The sequence below is a fragment of the Streptomyces sp. NPDC000404 genome (genome assembly GCF_040300365.1).
In the GTDB taxonomy this organism is placed as follows: Bacteria; Actinomycetota; Actinomycetes; order Streptomycetales; family Streptomycetaceae; genus Streptomyces; species Streptomyces ramulosus.
Window position 1 is genome coordinate 94,312 of sequence record NZ_JBEPDN010000017.1, and the last position, 18,941, is coordinate 113,252.

Consider the following 18,941-nt stretch of genomic DNA (forward strand, 5'->3'; position numbering starts at 1 on the left):
ATGGCCAGGTCCTCGCGGGTGGTGGCGTCGCTCACCGGTCCGCCTCCTCGTCGTTGTCGGCGCTGTCGTCGGCGGCGGTCGGCTCGTACACCAGCACCGCGCGGTTGTCGGGGCGCAGCCGGGCCTGGGCGACGGCCTGCACCTCCTCGGGCGTGATGTCCAGAACACGCCCCACGGCGGACAGCGCCAGCTGCGGGTCGCCGAACAGGACGGCGTAGCGGCACAGTTCGTCGGCGCGGCCGCTGACCGTCGCGAGGCGGTCCAGCCACTCGCGCTCCAGCTGGGCCTGCGCCCGCTCCATCTCCTCCGGGGTCGGCCCCTCGGCGGCGAACCGGGCCAGCTCCTCGTCGACGGCGCTCTCGATGTCCGCGACCTCCACGCCGCCGGACGTCTTGACGTCCAGCCAGCCCAGGGACGGCGCACCGGCCAGCCGGAGCAGGCCGAACCCGGCGGCGACGGCGCTGCGGTCGCGGCGCACCAGGCGGTTGTAGAGGCGCGAGGACTCGCCGCCGCCCAGGACGGTCAGCGCGAGATCGGCGGCGTCCGCCTCCCGGGTGCCGTCGTGCGGCAGGCGGTAGGCGGCCATCAGGGCACGCGAGGGCACGTCCTCCGCGACGACCTCCCGCAGCTGGCCGCCCATGGTGTCGGGCAGCTCACCGCTGCGCGGCGGCTGCTTGCCGTCGTGCGAGGGGATCGACCCGAAGTACTTCTCGACCCAGGCGAGGGTCTGCTCGGGGTCGATGTCGCCGACCACCGACAGGACGGCGTTGTTGGGCGCGTAATAGGTGCGGAAGAACGCCCGCGCGTCCTCCAGGGACGCCGCGTCCAGGTCGGCCATCGACCCGATGGGCGTGTGGTGGTACGGGTGGCCCTCCGGGTACGCCATGGCCGTCAGCTTCTCGAAGGCCGTGCCGTAGGGGACGTTGTCGTACCGCTGGCGGCGTTCGTTCTTGACGACGTCGCGCTGGTTCTCCAGCGACTCGTCGTCGAGCGCCGTCAGGAGGGAGCCCATGCGGTCCGCCTCCAGCCAGAGCGCCAGCTCCAGCTCGTGGGCGGGCATGGTCTCGAAGTAGTTGGTGCGCTCGAAGCTCGTGGTGCCGTTCAGCGAGCCGCCGGCGCCCTGCACCAGCTCGAAGTGGCCGTTCCCCTTGACCTGCGCGGACCCCTGGAACATCAGGTGCTCGAAGAGGTGGGCCAGACCCGTGCGGCCCTTGACCTCGTGGCGGGAGCCGACGTCGTACCAGAGGCAGACCGCCGCCACCGGTGTCAGAGGGTCTACCGAGAGCACCACGCGCAGGCCGTTGGCCAGCCGGTGCTCGGTCGCTGTCAGGCCGCCGGAGCCGGCTTTTTCTGTGGCCGTGTGACCCATGGGCATGTACGTCCCTTCGATCCGCTTGCGAAGAAGTTCTGTCACTGTATGCAACCGCGTCGGCATCTGGCGAAGTTCCCGCCCGACCGCCCCCGTATGAGCGTCGGGAGACGCGCCACGGCCCCGTGGAGGGGAGTCGCGTCCGGCGTTGTCGGTGGGGCGGTCCACAATGGTCCGCGTCGGAGTCAGCAGACTCACCGGTCGATCCCCCGCCGGTCGGACCGGCAGCTGTTCACCAACGGCTGGTCGACCCACACATCGGCAGTAGACGCAGCAGAAGGAGCCGCAGCCGCGATGGCCCGCCGCAGCACGAAGACCCCGCCGCCGGACGACTTCGAGGAGAGGATCCTCGACATCGACGTCGTCGACGAGATGCAGGGTTCCTTCCTCGAGTACGCGTATTCGGTCATCTACTCCCGCGCCCTGCCGGACGCCCGGGACGGCATGAAGCCCGTGCAGCGCCGCATCCTCTACCAGATGAACGAGATGGGCCTGCGCCCCGACCGCGGCTACGTCAAGTGCGCCCGCGTCGTCGGCGAGGTCATGGGCAAGCTCCACCCCCACGGCGACGCCTCGATCTACGACGCCCTGGTACGCATGGCGCAGCCCTTCTCGATGCGGCTGCCCCTGGTGGACGGCCACGGCAACTTCGGCTCGCTCGGCAATGACGACCCGCCCGCCGCGATGCGGTACACCGAGTGCCGGATGGCGTCCCCGTCGTCCCTGATGACGGAGTCGATCGACGAGGACACCGTCGACTTCACGCCGAACTACGACGGCCAGGAGCAGGAGCCGGTCACCCTCCCCGCCGCATACCCGAACCTGCTGGTCAACGGCGCTTCCGGGATCGCTGTCGGTATGGCGACGAACATGCCGCCGCACAACCTCGGCGAGGTCATCGCCGCCGCGCGCCACCTCATCAAGCACCCCAACGCCGACCTCGAGACGCTGATGCGGTTCGTGCCGGGTCCCGATCTGCCCACCGGTGGCCGGATCGTGGGGCTGGGCGGCGTGCGCGACGCGTACGAGAAGGGCCGCGGCACCTTCAAGATCCGCGCCACGGTCACGGTCGAGAACGTCACCGCGCGCCGCAAGGGCCTCGTCGTCACCGAACTGCCCTTCAGCGTCGGCCCCGAGAAGGTCATCTCGAAGATCAAGGACCTGGTCGGCTCCAAGAAGCTGCAGGGCATCGCCGACGTCAAGGACCTCACCGACCGCGAACACGGTCTGCGCCTGGTCATCGAGGTCAAGAACGGCTTCAACCCGGAAGCCGTCCTGGAGCAGCTCTACAAGCTGACGCCGATGGAGGAGTCCTTCGGCATCAACAACGTCGCCCTCGTCGACGGCCAGCCGCTCACCCTGGGCCTCAAGGAGCTGCTGGAGGTCTACGTCGACCACCGCTTCGAGGTCGTCCGGCGGCGCAGCGAGTTCCGCCGTGGCAAGCGCCGCGACCGGCTCCACCTGGTGGAGGGCCTGCTCACCGCGCTTGTCGACATCGACGAGGTCATCCGCCTGATCCGCTCCAGCGAGAACAGCGCGCAGGCCAAGGAGCGGCTGATCGAGCGCTTCTCCCTGAGCGACGTCCAGACGCAGTACATCCTGGACACGCCGCTGCGCCGGCTCACCAAGTTCGACCGCATCGAGCTGGAGTCGGAGCGCGACACGCTGCGCTCCGAGATCGAGCGGCTGACCCGCATCCTGGAGTCGGACGCCGAGCTGCGCAAGCTGGTCTCCGGCGAACTCGCCGCCGTCGCCAAGAAGTACGGCACCGAGCGCCGCACCGTGCTGCTGGAGTCCGCCGGTGCCTCGGTTGCCGCGGTGCCGCTGGAGGTCTCCGACGACCCATGCCGGGTGCTGCTCTCGTCGACGGGGCTGCTGGCCCGGACCGCCGGCGGGGACACCCCGTTCGACGCCGACGCCAAGCGGGTCAAGCACGACGTCATCGTCTCCGCCGTGCCCGCGACCGCCCGCGGCGAGGTCGGCGCCGTGACCTCGACGGGACGGCTGCTGCGCCTGCCGGTGATCGACCTGCCGCAGCTCCCCGAGACGGCGGCGGCGCCCAGCCTCGCCGGCGGCGCGCAGCTGTCGGAGTTCCTGACCCTGCAGGACGGCGAGACGCTGATCTGCCTGACCACGCTCGACGAGTCCTCACCGGGCCTCGCACTCGGCACGGAACAGGGCATCGTGAAACGCGTGGTGCCCGACTATCCGGCGCACAAGGACGAGTTGGAGGTCATCACCCTCAAGGAGGGCGACCGCATCGTCGGCGCCGCGGAACTGCGCACCGGCGAGGAGGACCTGGTCTTCATCACCGACGAGGCGCAACTGCTGCGGTACCCGGCCTCACAGGTCCGGCCGCAGGGCCGCCCGGCGGGCGGCATGGCGGGCGTCAAGCTCGGCACAGGCGCCAAGGTGCTCTCCTTCGCCGCCGTCGACCCGGCGGCCGACGCGGTGGTCTTCACCGTCGCCGGTTCACACGGCATGCTCGACGACTCGGTGGCGACGGCCAAGCTCACCCCGTTCGACCAGTACCCGCGCAAGGGCCGCGCCACCGGCGGCGTCCGCTGCCAGCGCTTCCTGAAGGGCGAGGACTGCCTCACCCTCGCCTGGGCGGGCGCGGCCCCCGCCCGCGCCGCCGACGCCAAGGGCGCCCCGGTCCCCCTCCCGGAACCGGACCCCCGACGCGACGGTTCCGGCGTACCGCTGACGAAGCCCGTGACAGCCTTGGCGGGACCGGCGTAGCTGCACGACCTACCGTCGGCTGCCGACAGCTGCGTTGACCGACTGCCACGTGGAAGGGGCGCCCCGCACCGGGTGAGGTGGGGGCGCCCCTTGTGGTGTACGGGGTGTGGCGGTGCTGCGGGAAGCGGGCGGGCCGTCGCTGTTGTCCGGTGACTGCTGCTGCTTGGCGGCTTCGTTATGCCTCTTGGCTGTCCTGGTCGTCGCGATCGGCGACGTAGCGGAGGACACCCCACATGGCGCGCTCGAGGAGGTCGTCGTCGTGTGAGGGGGTGGGGTGGGGTGTTGTCGCGTCTTGGGGTGACGCTGCGCTTTGGGGCGGTTGGTTGTGCGGGGGCGTGATGGTGAGGGGCGGCGCGGTGACAGTCACTGCTTCCGTCATCCTGCATGCGCTCAACTGAGCCTGCAGTGACTCCGCGTCGATACCACTACCGATGAGCACGAGCTGCGTACAGCGTTCCTCACCGCGCCCCCAGGACGTCGGGTAGAAGCGGAGAAAGTCACCCACCGCGTGCACGCCAAACTTCTGCCTGCTCCCCGGGACGTCGAAATGCACGAACCCCTTGATGCGGTACAGACCTGCCGGGCGGCTGTCGAGGAAGTCCATCAGCCGACGCGGGTGCATGGCGACAGGTGAGGTGAACTCCACGCTCTGGTAGCCGCTGTGCAGGTGCTGTCCGTGACAGTCACCCGAACATGGTTCACCGTCGACGTGACCATGCCTCTCATGGGAGTGCGACTGTCGCTGGCCCGCGGGCGACGCGTCATACGCACACTCACTGCCGTCTCCCGGAGCCACTGGGGCACGAAGTGCTTCAGAGCCGTGGCTGTCACAAGGCTCGGCGCCCGGCTGACAGTCACTCTCCGAACCCACACGAAATGTCACCGCTTCCTCGTCACCGCGGTGACGCGCCGCATGGTAGTCGGCCGTTTCACGCAGCAAGTCCTCGAACGACAGCTGCTTCATCGCGGGGTCGCAGTCGTCTTCCGACCCGCGGTCGAAGAACATCTCCGGGTCGATACGTCCGTATGCCGCGCAGATCACAGGTCGTCCCGGCGCCAGCTCGCTCAAGTTGGTGGTGAGCCGTCGGCGCTGTTCGTCACCGATGCGGTCGGCCTTGTTGAGTACGACGAGGTCGGCGATGGCCACATGCCGGTCCAGCTCGGGATGGCGACTGCGCGTTGCATCGAACTCAGCGGCATCGACGACCTCAACCAGGCCGCCATAGACGATCCGGGTGTTCTCGCTGGCGAGGATCATGCGGATGAGTTCCTGGGGCTCGGCCAATCCGCTGGCCTCGATGACGATGACGTCGATACGGGCTGCGGGCCGTGCCAGACGTTCCAGGTACTCATCCAGCTCGCTGGTATCAACCGCGCAGCACAGGCACCCATTGCCGAGCGACACCATCGAGTCCACCTGGCCGGCGACAGTCATCGCGTCGATCTCGATGCTCCCGAAATCGTTGACGATGGCGCCGATGCGTGTGCCGTCCCCTGCCGCCAGGAGGTGGTTGAGCAACGTGGTCTTGCCCGAGCCCAGAAAGCCGGCGAGTACGACAACCGGGATCTGCTGCGTGGCCAAGGCGGTGCCTCCATGGTTCGGAGGCCGGACCGCGGCGCGGTGGCGGACCGAGCGGACCGGCGGAAATCAGGCTGCCGATCGTAACGGACCCATGAGCTGAACCCAGATGGCGTAGCCCGACCGCCCATGCGAGATGGCGGCTTCCTCCGCATTCAGCTGGGCATCGGCCGACCATGCTCTCCCCTGGCCAGCACCAAGGCGAACGGGCCGATACGTCCAGCCCTCGACGACCTCCAAGACCGGAGGTAAAGCCAGGCCACAGCTTCCGTGGCCTGGCCGTCTACTCGCTGAAGCTGCGGTGCTCCCGGCCTGAGGAGCACCCGCCCCAGCTACCGCTGGTGGAAGGAGTGGCGCTCACCGCCCTCGTCCTCAGGGCTGCCACTGAGTCCCCAGATCGCTCCAGGGGTCACGCCCTCAGGGCACGCGAGCCCGCCCGCCCCTACCTCCGCCCCGTCCTCCGAGACCGCCCAGCACCTTGCCGCCCCGGCCCACCTGCAGGCCGCGCAGCCCCGCGCGGCCTCGTCGTGGCAGCGGACTTCCTGCGACGCCTTTGGCCATCACCCGTCACCCCGTGAGAACGGTGGCCGGTCTGGTGCCCGCCGCGCGGCTCACCGCTTTCGTCTCCCTCCCCCTCATCCGCTGCCCGTTCCCCCGCCAGAGCGTTATCCGGATCACCCTCGACCTCGGGCAGGTTAGGCTTACCTTCGTGAGCACCTGCACTCTTGCTTCCCGCGAAGGCGCCGAGCCCCTCGCCGGAACCGCGGCCACTGCCCGAACCTGGCTGCTCATCGAGCAGCCGGGCCCGTGGGGAGCTGAGGCGCTGACGAACAGCCACCTCGACCCGGACCTCGGACGAGCTCTGAAGGCCGCTACCGACGGGACCGGTGTTCGTGTTGCCCTGATCCGCCGCCCCGGTCCTTACCGCACCAGAGGAGCCATGCTCCGGCGCAGGGTGTTCCTCGCCCACACCGCGCCGGGCCGCTCCTGGATCCGCACCACCACCCTCACCGATCCGAAGAGCCTGCTCCGACTGAACTTCACCGCCGCGGGCGCCGGTCACCACGGTGAACTCTGGGACGCCTACATCGGTACCCCTCTCGTTCTGGTCTGCACGAACGGCAAACGGGACCGGTGCTGCGCCGTCCTGGGACGCCCCCTCGCCGCCGAGCTCGCGAACACCGGCACCGAGGCCTGGGAGGTCACCCACATCGGCGGCCACCGCTTCGCACCGACCCTTGTCGTGCTGCCCTACGGGTACGCCTACGGTCGCGCCTCGGCCGAGCTGGTCCGGCATGCCGTCGAGGCGGCCGGCAACGGCAGGACCCTCCTCGACCACTGCCGTGGACGCTCCACCTGGGGCCGCCCCGCCCAGGCTGCTGACCTCGCCCTCCGGGACATGCTGGGTGAGCACCGCGCGGACGCACTCGACGTCGTACGGACCGACCCGGTGCGGCCCGAAGCGGCGGGGACCTGCCATCCTGCCTCCTCGCGAGCCGGCGCTGCGGAGCCCCTTCCCACGTGGTGCATCACCCTCGCCCATTGCGACGGACCTATGTGGCAGGTGCTGGTCGAACAGCGGACCGATGGTGCTCCTGCGCCCGCGAGCTGTGGCTCGCTGCTCGGTCCACCTGCGCGTATGACCGTTACGGCGATCACACGTCTTGGTAGCGACGCGCCCACGAGTCCGGCGAGCGGTCGCCTCGTCACGGTGTCCTGACGAGCTCGCGGCAGCAGGACAACGAACCTTTCGACGGGCCGCCTCCTTCACGTCGCGGGCCGGAACGGCCTCCTGTTGCTTCCCCTTGACGGAACGTCCCGTCCGGACGGCCAAGGCCACCGCAACGGCGATGCCGACTCCGAAGGCCGACCACACCAGGTGAGCCCCTCGCCCACCACACGAATCTTGCGGTGCCCCCCGCATAGCACAGCCTCGCGATACTGCATTCACCCTTTGTCTCCCCCCGGTCGCTGTGTCGCGCGCCATGACATCAGACCTTCACGACCTTCTCCGTCCAGGCCGAGCGATTCCGGTGTCACCCGTCCTCTCTTCGCGAGGTTAGAACCGCACAATCCGCAGCCGAAAGCCCTGTGGATAACTCTGCCGACGCAGCTCCTGGCCACTCGGTACTCCGCTCTGTTGTCGCACGAGCACCAGCGGTACATAGGCACATGCCGTGCCGTGAGGGATTACCGAGGCGGCAGCGACCACCCTTAATGTTCGTCCAAATGGGTGACCCGGAAAGACCAGAGTTGCCGAGCCCGAGCGCTGAAGAGCCCTCGGGTTCCACCGTCCTGCCCAGGGAACCTGGCGCCAAAGATCACTCCTCCACACCACCGCGCAGGTCCGGTACACGTCACCGGCCGACGGTGCGCCGAAGACGAACCACCGCTGACACCCAAGCCACCCGCCACTGGCGGGAACGGCCACGCCTGCACTGGCCGCGCCGCGTCTTCGCTCAAGTCCTGATGATGCAGTTGGCCATCGCCACCGGCGTGACAGCACTCGCCACCGGCCTCTTCCTTGCCCCTCTCAGCGTGGAACTCGACAACCAGGCGATGCACCGCGCCCTCTCCATCGCCCAGACCACCGCTGCCGAGCCCCGGCTGGACAACGCGCTGGAGAGTTCACGCCCCACGCGCCACGGCCCCGTCCAACGGGCGGCCGAACGCATCCGCAACGCCACTGGCGCCGAATACGTAGTGATCATGAACAGGCAGGGCGTGCGTTGGTCTCACACCGACCCTGACGAGATCGGACGGCGCGTCTCGACCGATCCCAGCCGGGCCCTCTCCGGCCACGAGGTCATGGAGATCGACGACGGCACCCTCGGCCGATCGGCCCGTGGCAAGGTACCGCTGCGCAACGACAGCAGGGAGATCATCGGCGCCGTCTCCGTGGGCATCGCCTACGAGAGCGTGCACGAACGGCTACTTTCCACCGTTCCGCAACTGCTCGCCTACGCGGGCGGCGCCCTGGCGGTAGGAGCACTTGCCGCATATCTGGTGGCCCGCCGCTTGCAACGTCGCACGCATGACCTGGCATTCTCAGATATTTCCGCTCTGCTCAGCGAGCGAGAAGCGATGCTGCACGGCATCCGAGAGGGTTTCCTCGCACTCGACAACAACGGACGGATCCGCTTGTTGAACGACGAGGCGCAACGTCTGCTGGACCTACCGCCCGAGGTCGCCGGGGAGATGGCGGATGCCGCGCTCCCTCCTGGTCGCACAGCGGATGTGCTGGCCGGTCGAGTGTCGGGAACGGATCTGCTGACCGTCAGTGGGCCACGCGTCCTTGTGGTCAACCGGATGCCCACGGACGACGGCGGGGCGGTGGTCACGCTGCGGGACCGCACAGAACTCGAGCGACTGGGTCGCGAACTGGACAGCACCCGCGGACTTATCGACGCGCTGCGCGCCCAGGACCACGAACATGCCAACCAACTCCACACGCTCCTCGGTCTACTGGAGCTAGGACTTCACGAGGAGGCCGGCTCCTTCATCACCCACGCAGTCGGTGCTCATCGAGCAACCGCCGAGCAAGTCACGGAGCGCATCCACGATCCGCTCGTGGCATCCCTTCTTGTCGGTAAAGCGACTATGGCGACTGAACGTGGGGCCTCACTCACGATCTCTTCCAGCACTCACCTCCCCGACCGCCTCATCGACCCACACAGCTTGGTCACCGTTCTCGGCAATCTGGTGGACAACGCCCTGGACGCCACAGTCGCCGTTCCCGACGCGCAACTGGAGGTGCAGCTCCACGCGGACGGGCGGACAGCTGTCGCCCGCGTCAGCGACAACGGCCCCGGTGTCCCCACGGCGCATCGCGCCTCGGTCTTCACCGAGGGGTGGACGACAAAGGAACCACCTCCCCATGGGCAACGAGGCATCGGCTTGGCGCTGGTACGGAGGCTGGCCGAACGCTACGGCGGAATCACGATGGTCGGCGACCGCCCGGGAGGCGGAGCTGTCTTCACGGTCACGCTCCCTGATGCGCTGTCCGACGAGTTGCCCGAGGGACGCCCAGCGGCCGCGAGCAGGGCAGCCGCAACCGACGGGCCCCGGGACAACGACAACGTCGCCAACGCGTTCCCCGATGAGGCAACAGGAGCCAACCAGTGATCAATGTCGTGGTGGTGGACGATGACGTCCACGTAGCGAAGATCAACGCCGCCTACGTCGGCAAAGTGCCAGGGTTTCAGGTCAGCTGCCTCGCCCATACGACGGCCCAGGCTCACGAAGCGCTGCGCACCCACGCCGTCGACCTGATCCTCCTGGACCACTACCTCCCCGACGGCACAGGCCTGCAGCTGGTGGGCAGCCTACGGAGCCGCGGCATACCGACAGACGTGATCATGGTGACCGCGGCCCGTGACATCGCAACGGTTCAGGCGGCCATGCGATACGGCGCTCTGCAGTACCTCGTCAAACCGTTCACGTTCGCCGGTCTGCGTTCCAAATTGGAGGGATACGCCGCCTTGCGCCGCACCTTCGAGGACGGCGGGCAGGCTGAGCAGTCAGAGGTGGACCGGATCTTCGGAGCGCTGGGATCAGCCGGCGCAGGTGCAACCGAGCTCCCCAAAGGCCACTCTGCCGCCACCGCAGACCGCGTACGCTCCGTGCTCCGTGCCGCCGATGCGCCCTTGTCCGCTCAGGACGTCGCTGTACGGGCTGAAATCAGCCGACAGACAGCTCAACGCTATCTGAAACTTCTGGAGCGTGCGGGACACGTCCGGCTCACCCTCCGATACGGCGAAACCGGACGCCCCGAGCATCGCTATGCATGGGCATGAGCGAGTGGGCGAGGGCGCATTGTCGATTCCTCGACAGTCCGGGGGGCGTGGCTGTGAACACTCTCTCCAGGCGCTGTCGCTCCGCCCCCGCCCGTACCGTCCTGTCCAGAGTCGGTCGCCCTGCTCCAGGCAGTAGTGACGGGGTCGCGTCCATGCGGTGCGGCCGTGCCGCTGTGCTGCTCGTCCACCGAACGCCCCTTGATGTACCGACCTGTTGACCGGTTTTGTCAAGGACGGGCAGGCAGGGCGATACCCAGCTCCGCCTTCCGGTGCGTTCACTTCATCAGGTGAGGTTCTCGCCAGGTGGCTGCGCCAGGCCGTGTCGGTACGCGTAGTGGATCGCCTGCGCCCGGTCGCGCAGCCCCGCCTTACCGAAGAGATTGTTGATATGTGTCTTTACCGTCGCAGTGGAGATGTGCAGCGTGCGCGCGATCTCCGGGTTGGACAGCCCTTCAGCGACGAGCCGCACCACCTCGACCTCGCGGGCGGTCAGCCCGTCCGGCGGTTCCACCGGGGCCTTGCGCGGCGACGGCGTGGGCGCGGCGACACGTTCCAGCAACCGCCGCTGGATCCTGGGTGACAGTCCGGCTTCCCCGGAGAGGACGTCGTCGATGGCGCGGGCGATCTCGTCGCCGTCCGCGTCCTTGGTCAGGTAGCCGCGAGCGCCGGCCTGGAGGGCCGGAAAGAGCGAGTCGTCATCGACGTAGGTGGTGAGAACCACCACCTGGGTGCCCGGATGATCGGTGCGGATGCGCCGTGTGGCCTCGACTCCGTCGCAGCGCGGCATGCGCAGGTCCATCAGGACGATGTCCGGGGCGAGTTCGGCGACGAGCTGGACGGCTTCCTCACCGTCCGACGCGGAGCCGACAACCTCGATACCGGGCAGGAGGCCCAGCAGCATCACGATGCCTTCGCGCACCACGGTCTGGTCGTCGGCGACGACCACACGCCGCGCGGCTCCGCCCGTCATGCCGGCACCTGCAACCGCACCACGAAACTCTGCCCTTCCGGTCCTGACTCCAGCGTGCCGCCGAGGAGTTCGGCGCGCTCGCGCATGCCCACCAGACCGTATCCGGAGCCGCTGGAGGCGAGCGCTCCGGGCTCGGCGGGCCCCAGCGTGTTGCGCACCTCCAGGCCGATCGCACCCTCCGTATAGGTGAGGCGGACGTCGGTACGGGCTCCGGGTGCGTGTTTGCGGACGTTGGTCAGCGCCTCCTGTGCGGCGCGACGTACGGCCAGCGCAGCCTCCGGGACGAGCCCGCGCCGCTCCCCCATGACCTCCAGGCGGGCGCCTTCGGCAGCCGTCAACTCCCGCAGGTACTCCTCGACGGGACGCATCTCGCCACGGAGGGCCGACAGCGCCTCGCGGGTGCCGTCGAGCCCTTCGCGCGCCATGCCGCGACAGGCCGTCACCCGTTCGAGGAGCTGAGCACGATCGGCCTCGAGGTCGGCGCTGCGCTGGATGAGCAGCCGGGCCGCTTCCAGGTGGACGAGTTGGGCGCTCAGGCTGTGGGCGAGGATGTCGTGGATCTCGCGGGCGATGCGGCCCCGTTCCGCCAGCGCGGCACTCTCCGCCTCGGCGTTGCGTGCGGCGCGTTCCTGGGCGAGCAGCCGCTGCGTGGTGCCGCGCGCCTCCGCGTCGAGGCGCATCACGTAGCCGGCGAGAGCGAGTCCCCCTGTGGTCGTCGCCGTCGTCAGCCAGCCGTCGTCGTTCACGAGAATGAAAGCGGTGAACGCGGCGGTTGCGCAGGGCAACGCGGCAGCGAGCGGCAGGCGTTCCATCGCGACGACGGCGCAGCCGCACCAGAGCACAACCGCGGGAAGCGACGCACCGGCCGCATGGAACGCGAACGCGCCACCTTCCATGGCCAGAAACAGTCCGAGGGACGGCCACAGCCGCTGCTGCAACGTGGTCCGGAAGAAGCCGTGGAAGGCCGCCCCCGTGAGGAGTACCGCGACGGCTCCGGCCGCTGCCCACCAGCCATGGAACGGTGGCCGTGTGAGCGTGGCCCACATCAGCAGCCCCATGAGGAGGGCACGGACGGCTCTGCCGATCCACCGCCGGGTCTCGTTCATACCCTCGCGGGCGAGCGCTTCCCGCAGGGGCCAGCGCGTCCAGACGTTCTGCGGCACTCGGTGTCCTTCCCTGGGCGGCGGCGCTTCTCAGCCACCCACGGGGACACGGTACGCGGGCAGTTCGGACCGGACCCTCCAGAGAGTGACGCCGCTGCGCGACAGCAACATCGCGGCGACCGAGAGCATCATGGCGCCCGTCCCCTGGTGGACTCCCCACCCGTAACCTGCTGCCCCGAGCCCGAGGCGCAGGACCATGCCGCACAGCCACACCGCTGCGGTCCGTCGGCCGCCCTTGGTCCAGACGGTGCCGTCGGCGTCCGTCCACATCCTGGTGGTCCAGGCCCAACCGGCTCCGCTCACGAGTCCGAGCAGCACTCCGGCGGCCAGCAGTACAGCCGACGCGACCGGATGGGAGGCATCCAGGAAGTGCGGTTCGCGGAGCGCCATCACGCCAAGAATCACCGGAACCAGCCACACATTGCGGCCGTTCGGCCTCAGCGGCCGCGCGCTGAACTGTCGGATGAACACGTACGCGACCACTACGACGATCACAGCGGTGTTGAGCAGGCCGCTCATGGACCCTGGCCTCCGGATGACGGGAACGCTGACGTCTTCGACGCTACGGAGCGCTCGCCGCCGGCGGATCGGCCCGCGGGTGGGGCCCGGGTGGAAAGCCGAGGGGGTGTCCTCCACCCCTGGGTGGAGGACACCCCCTCGGTGCGCCCGGCGGGGCTCAGGTGTCGATGCGCGAACGGTCCAGCGTGGAGGCGGAGTTGGTGATGAACTCCTTGCGCGGGGCGACCTCGTTGCCCATGAGGAGGTCGAAGGCGCGCTCCGCCGCTTCGAGATCGCTGATGTTGATCCGGCGCAGGGTGCGGTGGCGCGGATCCATGGTGGTCTCGGCGAGCTGGTCGGCGTCCATCTCACCGAGGCCCTTGTAGCGCTGGATGCTGTCCTTGTAACGGACCTTCTTCCGCTCCAACTCGAGCAGGGTCTGCCGCAGTTCGTTGTCGGAGTAGGTGTAGAGGTACTTCTCCTGGCCCTTCTTGGGGTTGATCAGCTCGATGCGGTGCAGGGGCGGCACGGCGGAGAAGACCCGGCCCTGCTCGACCATGGGCCGCATGTAGCGCTGGAAGAGCGTCAGCAGCAGGCACCGGATGTGCGCGCCGTCGACATCGGCATCGGCGAGGAAGATGACCTTGCCGTACCGGGCGGTGTCGATGTCGAAGGTGCGGCCGGAGCCTGCTCCTATGACCTGGATGATGGCGCCGCACTCGGCGTTCTTGAGCATGTCCGAGACGGACGACTTCTGCACGTTGAGGATCTTGCCGCGGATCGGCAGCAGCGCCTGGAACTCGGAGTTCCGGGCGAGCTTGGCGGTGCCGAGCGCCGAGTCCCCCTCGACGATGAAGAGTTCGCTGCGCTCGACGTCGTCGCTGCGGCAGTCGGCGAGCTTGGCCGGCAGCGAGGAGGACTCCAGGGCCGTCTTCCGGCGCTGCGCCTCCTTGTGCTGACGTGCGGCGATACGGGTACGGGCCGCGGCGACGACCTTCTCCAGAACGGCGCGGGCCTGCTGCTTCGCGTCGCGCTTGGTGGACGTCAGGAACGCCTTGAGCTCCCGGCCGACCACCTGGGCGACGATGCGGGAGGCGGCGGAGGTGCCGAGCACCTCCTTGGTCTGCCCCTCGAACTGGGGCTCCGCGAGCCGCACGGTGACGACGGCGGTGAGCCCCTCCATGGCGTCGTCCTTGACGACGTCGTCCTCGGCGACGCGGAGGAGCTTGCTCGACCGCAGGACCTCGTTGACGGTCTTGGCGACCGACCGCTCGAACCCGGCGACGTGGGTGCCGCCCTTGGGAGTCGCGATGATGTTGACGAAGGACCTGACCGTCGAGTCGTACCCGGTGCCCCAGCGGAGGGCGATGTCGACGCCCAGCTCGCGGGTGACCTCGGTGGGGGTCATGTGACCGCGGTCGTCCAGGACGGGGACGGTCTCCTTGAAGGTGCCCTGTCCACTCAGGCGCAGGACGTCACAGACCGCCTTGTCCTGGGCGAGGTACTCGCAGAATTCGCTGATCCCGCCGTCGTAGTGGAAGGTCTCCTCCGTGCTGGCGGCGCCGTCGGTGCCGCGTTCGTCACGGACGACGAGGGTGAGCCCGGGGACCAGGAAGGCGGTCTGGCGGGCCCGGGCGTACAGCGTCTCCAGGGAGAGCCGGGCGTCCTTGAGGAAGATCTGGCGGTCGGCCCAGTACCGGACCCGGGTGCCGGTCTTCGTCTTGGCGACGCGCTTGCCCTTGACCAGGCCGTTGCCCGGCTCGAAGGAGGCGTCCGGGCCGGAAGCGGTGAAGGCCCCGGGGACGCCGCGGCGGAAGCTGATCGAGTGCGTCTTGCTGTTGCGGTCGACCTCGACGTCGAGGCGGGCGGAGAGGGCGTTGACGACGGAGGCGCCGACGCCGTGCAGACCGCCGGAGGCCGCGTAGGAGCCGCCGCCGAACTTTCCGCCGGCGTGCAGCTTGGTCATGACGACCTCGACGCCGCTGAGACCCGTCTTGGGCTCGACGTCGACGGGGATGCCGCGGCCGTTGTCACGGACCTCGACGGAGCCGTCGGCGTGGAGGAGCACCTCGATGCGGTCGCAGTAGCCGCCGAGCGCCTCGTCGACGGAGTTGTCGATGATCTCCCACAGGCAGTGCATCAGGCCGCGGCTGTCCGTGGAGCCGATGTACATACCGGGGCGTTTACGGACAGCCTCCAGCCCCTCCAGGACGAGCAGGTGCCGCGCGGTGTAGTTGGAACCGTCCCGGTCAGCCCCGGTCAGCACTGCGGTGGACGGCACGGACATCTCGGCGGTCACGCGGTTCGCTCCTCGCTGAATTTCTGGCAGTCCGCATTCCGCGGACTCGGTTGTGGCGGTAACGCCGGTCAAGAGCGTACCGAGGCCAGGTAGAGCCGATGTGACGCCACCCGTCAGCAAGCTCATGGTAGTAGAATTTCGATCGCCAGTTCGATCCCTCGATGGAGTGAGGCGGACGTGACGCGAACATCACGTTCCTTTCGAGGCATGAACCATTTAGGCTCCGGGCACGTCCTCATCAACGACCGGCAAGCCAGCCGGGAGGACACACCCAGTAACCGTGAATCGAACCACCAAGCAATACGGCTCATTCGCCGCCACCCGGCAGCACCCGGCCAACCTCTCGAAGATTTTTTTCGAGGAAAAGGCACGAGCGGGAACGTTTTCGGCCTGGTTGGATGTTGACCCTGGTACGACAGCTCGTCGAGCTAGAGAAGAGGCGACGTGACTACTGTTCTGACACCCGCGAGCCCGCTGACGGCCGCTGACCGCTGCGACCGCTGCGGCGCCCAGGCATACCTGCGCGTCGTCCTGATGTCCGGCGGAGAACTGCTCTTCTGCGCCCACCACGGTCGCAAGTTCGAGCCAGAACTCAAGAAGATCGCCGCGGAAATACAGGACGAGACGGAGCGGCTGACCGCCTCTCCGGCGTCTGCGCCCGATGAGGAACGCTGACACATCGCATCCACGACGACGAGCGAGTAGCGGCCCAGGCCGTGCGGCGGGCGGTCACCCCGGGTACCACCGGGGAGACCGCCCGCACTCGTGTTTTCCCGTCCCTGCCGTCCCAGGAAGCCGGCGCTCAGCCCCCGCCGTGCAGCGCGACGGCCGGGATCAGGGCGGACGCCCGCGTGTAGACCCCGGGGCTTCCGGGCTCCCCGCAGCCGGCTCCCCACGACACCAGCCCCACGAGACGTCCCTCGACGACCAGCGGGCCGCCGGAGTCCCCCTGGCAGGCGTCCCGTCCCCCCTGCGGTTCACCCGCACAGAGCATGTTGGCGGGCTGGTACGCCCCGTCGGCGCTGCCCGGGTACGCGCGGGCGCACGCGGCGTCGGAAAGGATCTTCACCTCCGCCGACCGCAGGCGCGTCGCGTAGGCGCCCCGGCCCGTGGTGTCGCCCCAGCCGTACACGGCCGCGGAGGTGCCCTCGCTGTAGGCCCTGGAGCCTTCCGGGGCGATCGGGATGGACCGGTTGGTGACGGGCGCCGGCAGGGTGAGGACCGCCATGTCCCCCGCGTTCGTCCGGCTGTCGTAGCGCGGATTGACCCATACTCTGGCCGGTTTCAGCGCCTGCCCCCCGGTACCGGCGAGATCCTCGCGCCCCACGAGCACGCGCAGATCGCGGACCTGCTGCCAGGGCACCCCCAGCACCTCGGTGCTCAGGCAGTGCGCGGCGGTCACCACCGTTCTGCGGCCGACCAGGACGCCGCCGCAGAACTGACCGGACCGTTGCCTGCCGAAGCGGTTCTGGGAGGCGAGAGCCACCACCCAGGGACTCTCCACGACCTGTACGGGCTGTCCCCCGACCACCGATGCGTCAGCCACGGCCAAGGACGGTGCGGCGAGGACCATGGCGAGGGCTCCGGGTACGGCGCGGAAGATCGGGCGCATACGGACTCCTGACTCCGAGGCAGTGATCGCCCACCCAGCGTGACCCAAACGGCTGCGTCCCGCACCCGGACGGCCGCGGGCCCGGCCCCTCGAAGGGGGCCGGGCCCGCAGAAACCGTGTTGCCGTGTCCGCTAGTCGAGGTAGTCGCGCAGCACCTGGGAGCGCGACGGGTGACGCAGCTTCGACATGGTCTTGGACTCGATCTGGCGGATCCGCTCACGCGTGACGCCGTAGACCTTGCCGATCTCGTCCAGCGTCTTCGGCTGGCCGTCGGTGAGACCGAAGCGCATCGAGACGACACCGGCCTCGCGCTCGGAGAGGGTGTCCAGCACCGAGTGCAGCTGCTCCTGCAGGAGCGTGAAGCTGACCGCGTCGGCCGGGACGACCGCCTCGGAGTCCTCGATCAGGTCACCGAACTCGCTGTCGCCGTCCTCGCCCAGCGGGGTGTGCAGCGAGATCGGCTCGCGGCCGTACTTCTGGACCTCGATGACCTTCTCGGGGGTCATGTCGAGTTCCTTGGCCAGCTCCTCCGGGGTGGGCTCACGGCCCAGGTCCTGGAGCATCTGACGCTGGACGCGCGCGAGCTTGTTGATGACCTCGACCATGTGGACGGGGATACGGATCGTCCGGGCCTGGTCGGCCATGGCGCGGGTGATGGCCTGGCGGATCCACCACGTCGCGTAGGTCGAGAACTTGTAGCCCTTGGTGTAGTCGAACTTCTCGACCGCACGGATCAGACCGAGGTTGCCTTCCTGGATGAGGTCCAGGAAGAGCATTCCGCGGCCGGTGTACCGCTTGGCGAGGGAGACCACCAGACGGAGGTTGGCCTCCAGCAGGTGGTTCTTGGCGCGGCGGCCGTCCTGGGCGATGATCTCCAGCTCGCGCTTGAGCTTGGGAGCGATCTTCTCCTCGGTGGCCAGCTTGTCCTCGGCGAACAGGCCGGCCTCGATGCGCTTGGCGAGCTCGACCTCCTGCTCGGCGTTGAGCAGCGGGACCTTGCCGATCTGCTTGAGGTAGTCCTTGACGGGGTCGGCGGTGGCACCGGCCGCGGCGACCTGCTGCGCGGGCGCGTCGTCCTCGTCGTCGTCGGACAGGACGAAACCGGCGGCCTCGGCACCTTCAGCGGCCTCGGGCGCGTCGCCCTTGCCGGGCGCCGGGGTCTCCTCGGTCACCTCGTCGTCGAGCAGCTCGTCGACGTCCTTCTTGGCCGCCGTCTTCTTGGCGGTCGTCTTCTTGGCCGTGGCCTTCTTGGCGACCGTCTTCTTGGCCGTGGTCTTCTTGGCCGCGGCCTTCTTGGCAGGCGCGGACTCCGCCTCGGCGGACGAGGCGTCACCCAGGGAGGCGCCCGCCGCGGTGGTCTTCTTCACCGCTGCGGTCTTGGCCGCGACGGTCTTGGTGGCGGTGCGCTTCGCCGGACTCTTCGCTGCGACGCTCTTGCGGGTGCGCTTGGGCGCCTCTGCGGCACTGACCATCAGCGTCACACCCTCCTCGTCGAGGATCTGGTTGAGGCTGCGCAGAACGTTCTTCCACTGGGTTGGCGGAATCTGGTCAGCCTCGAAGGCCCGACGCACGTCATCGCCGGCGATCTGCCCATCAGCCTTTCCCCGCTCGATGAGCGCCATCACAGACTCGGACTCGGCGATCTCCGGCGGGAGCGTACGGGATGTGCTGGCCGACACGAACAACCTCTCGGAACGATGGAAACGGCTTCCGACCCCGTCCTGTGTGGATCGGAGCCGACGACCGCCGGAGGGGATGGCCGGCGGCGCAGGGGTAACCGGGGAGTGGAACAGCGTCGTCGACGCCGCTCGTATTCCCTCCTCGGCTATCACCTCTTAAGTCATCGCGCTCCCCCGACGAGCGTTACGCCCAATCCGCGTGGCCCGAGTCACACCTCATAACGACACATTCCC

Annotated in this window: 13 protein-coding genes; 5 read left to right on the forward strand and 8 right to left on the reverse strand. The window is 68.8% G+C overall.

Annotation, left to right across the window (positions count from 1 at the left end; genetic code table 11):
• Positions 1-31 precede the first annotated feature (31 nt).
• Entirely contained in the window at positions 32-1,369 is a 1,338-nt protein-coding gene (locus ABT345_RS29065) for a M16 family metallopeptidase (RefSeq protein WP_345087019.1), read from the reverse strand.
• Positions 1,370-1,663: 294 nt separating this feature from the next.
• Here ABT345_RS29065 and ABT345_RS29070 point away from each other — a divergent pair, with 294 nt between their 5' ends.
• The gene (locus tag ABT345_RS29070; RefSeq protein ID WP_345086862.1) at positions 1,664-4,111 is read left to right on the forward strand and encodes a DNA gyrase/topoisomerase IV subunit A; all 2,448 of its coding nucleotides are present in this window, start codon (positions 1,664-1,666) and stop codon (positions 4,109-4,111) included.
• Between the two features lie 175 nt (positions 4,112-4,286).
• Here ABT345_RS29070 and ABT345_RS29075 read toward each other — a convergent pair whose 3' ends face one another.
• Entirely contained in the window at positions 4,287-5,693 is a 1,407-nt protein-coding gene (locus tag ABT345_RS29075) for a CobW family GTP-binding protein (protein ID WP_345086864.1), read from the reverse strand.
• 706 nt (positions 5,694-6,399) lie between these two features.
• On the opposite strand from ABT345_RS29075, the gene ABT345_RS29080 reads away from it, so the two are divergent.
• The 3 genes from ABT345_RS29080 (at position 6,400) to ABT345_RS29090 (ending at position 10,486) form a co-directional block, all read left to right on the forward strand.
• Entirely contained in the window at positions 6,400-7,410 is a 1,011-nt protein-coding gene (locus ABT345_RS29080; protein ID WP_345086866.1) for a ferredoxin family protein, read from the forward strand.
• A gap of 749 nt (positions 7,411-8,159) precedes the next feature.
• A complete protein-coding gene (locus tag ABT345_RS29085) occupies positions 8,160-9,815 on the forward strand; it encodes an ATP-binding protein (protein ID WP_345086868.1) in 1,656 nt (551 codons plus the stop codon).
• The gene (locus ABT345_RS29090; RefSeq protein ID WP_345086870.1) at positions 9,812-10,486 is read left to right on the forward strand and encodes a DUF7342 family protein; all 675 of its coding nucleotides are present in this window, start codon (positions 9,812-9,814) and stop codon (positions 10,484-10,486) included. The genes ABT345_RS29085 and ABT345_RS29090 overlap by 4 nt, the downstream gene beginning before the upstream one ends.
• A gap of 283 nt (positions 10,487-10,769) precedes the next feature.
• On the opposite strand, the gene ABT345_RS29095 is transcribed toward ABT345_RS29090, so the two are convergent.
• The 4 genes from ABT345_RS29095 to ABT345_RS29110 form a co-directional block, all read right to left on the reverse strand.
• A complete protein-coding gene (locus ABT345_RS29095; protein ID WP_345086872.1) occupies positions 10,770-11,456 on the reverse strand; it encodes a response regulator transcription factor in 687 nt (228 codons plus the stop codon).
• Entirely contained in the window at positions 11,453-12,619 is a 1,167-nt protein-coding gene (locus ABT345_RS29100; RefSeq protein WP_345086874.1) for a sensor histidine kinase, read from the reverse strand. Before ABT345_RS29100 ends, ABT345_RS29095 begins: the two co-directional genes overlap by 4 nt.
• Positions 12,620-12,649: 30 nt before the next feature.
• Complete coding sequence (locus ABT345_RS29105; protein WP_345086877.1) at positions 12,650-13,138, reverse strand: DUF1453 domain-containing protein; 489 nt, start codon at positions 13,136-13,138, stop codon at positions 12,650-12,652.
• A 157-nt stretch (positions 13,139-13,295) separates the two neighbouring features.
• Positions 13,296-15,416: a DNA gyrase/topoisomerase IV subunit B gene (locus ABT345_RS29110; protein ID WP_345086879.1), complete on the reverse strand. Its 2,121-nt coding sequence runs from the start codon at positions 15,414-15,416 to the stop codon at positions 13,296-13,298.
• 444 nt (positions 15,417-15,860) lie between these two features.
• Between ABT345_RS29110 and ABT345_RS29115 the strand changes: the two genes are divergently transcribed.
• Complete coding sequence (locus ABT345_RS29115; protein WP_345086881.1) at positions 15,861-16,091, forward strand: DUF7455 domain-containing protein; 231 nt, start codon at positions 15,861-15,863, stop codon at positions 16,089-16,091.
• Positions 16,092-16,218: 127 nt separating this feature from the next.
• Here the strand turns inward: ABT345_RS29115 and ABT345_RS29120 are convergent, their stop codons facing one another.
• A complete protein-coding gene (locus ABT345_RS29120) occupies positions 16,219-17,028 on the reverse strand; it encodes a serine protease (RefSeq protein ID WP_345086884.1) in 810 nt (269 codons plus the stop codon).
• Between the two features lie 131 nt (positions 17,029-17,159).
• Positions 17,160-18,713: an RNA polymerase sigma factor gene (locus ABT345_RS29125; RefSeq protein ID WP_345086887.1), complete on the reverse strand. Its 1,554-nt coding sequence runs from the start codon at positions 18,711-18,713 to the stop codon at positions 17,160-17,162.
• Positions 18,714-18,941 lie beyond the last annotated feature (228 nt).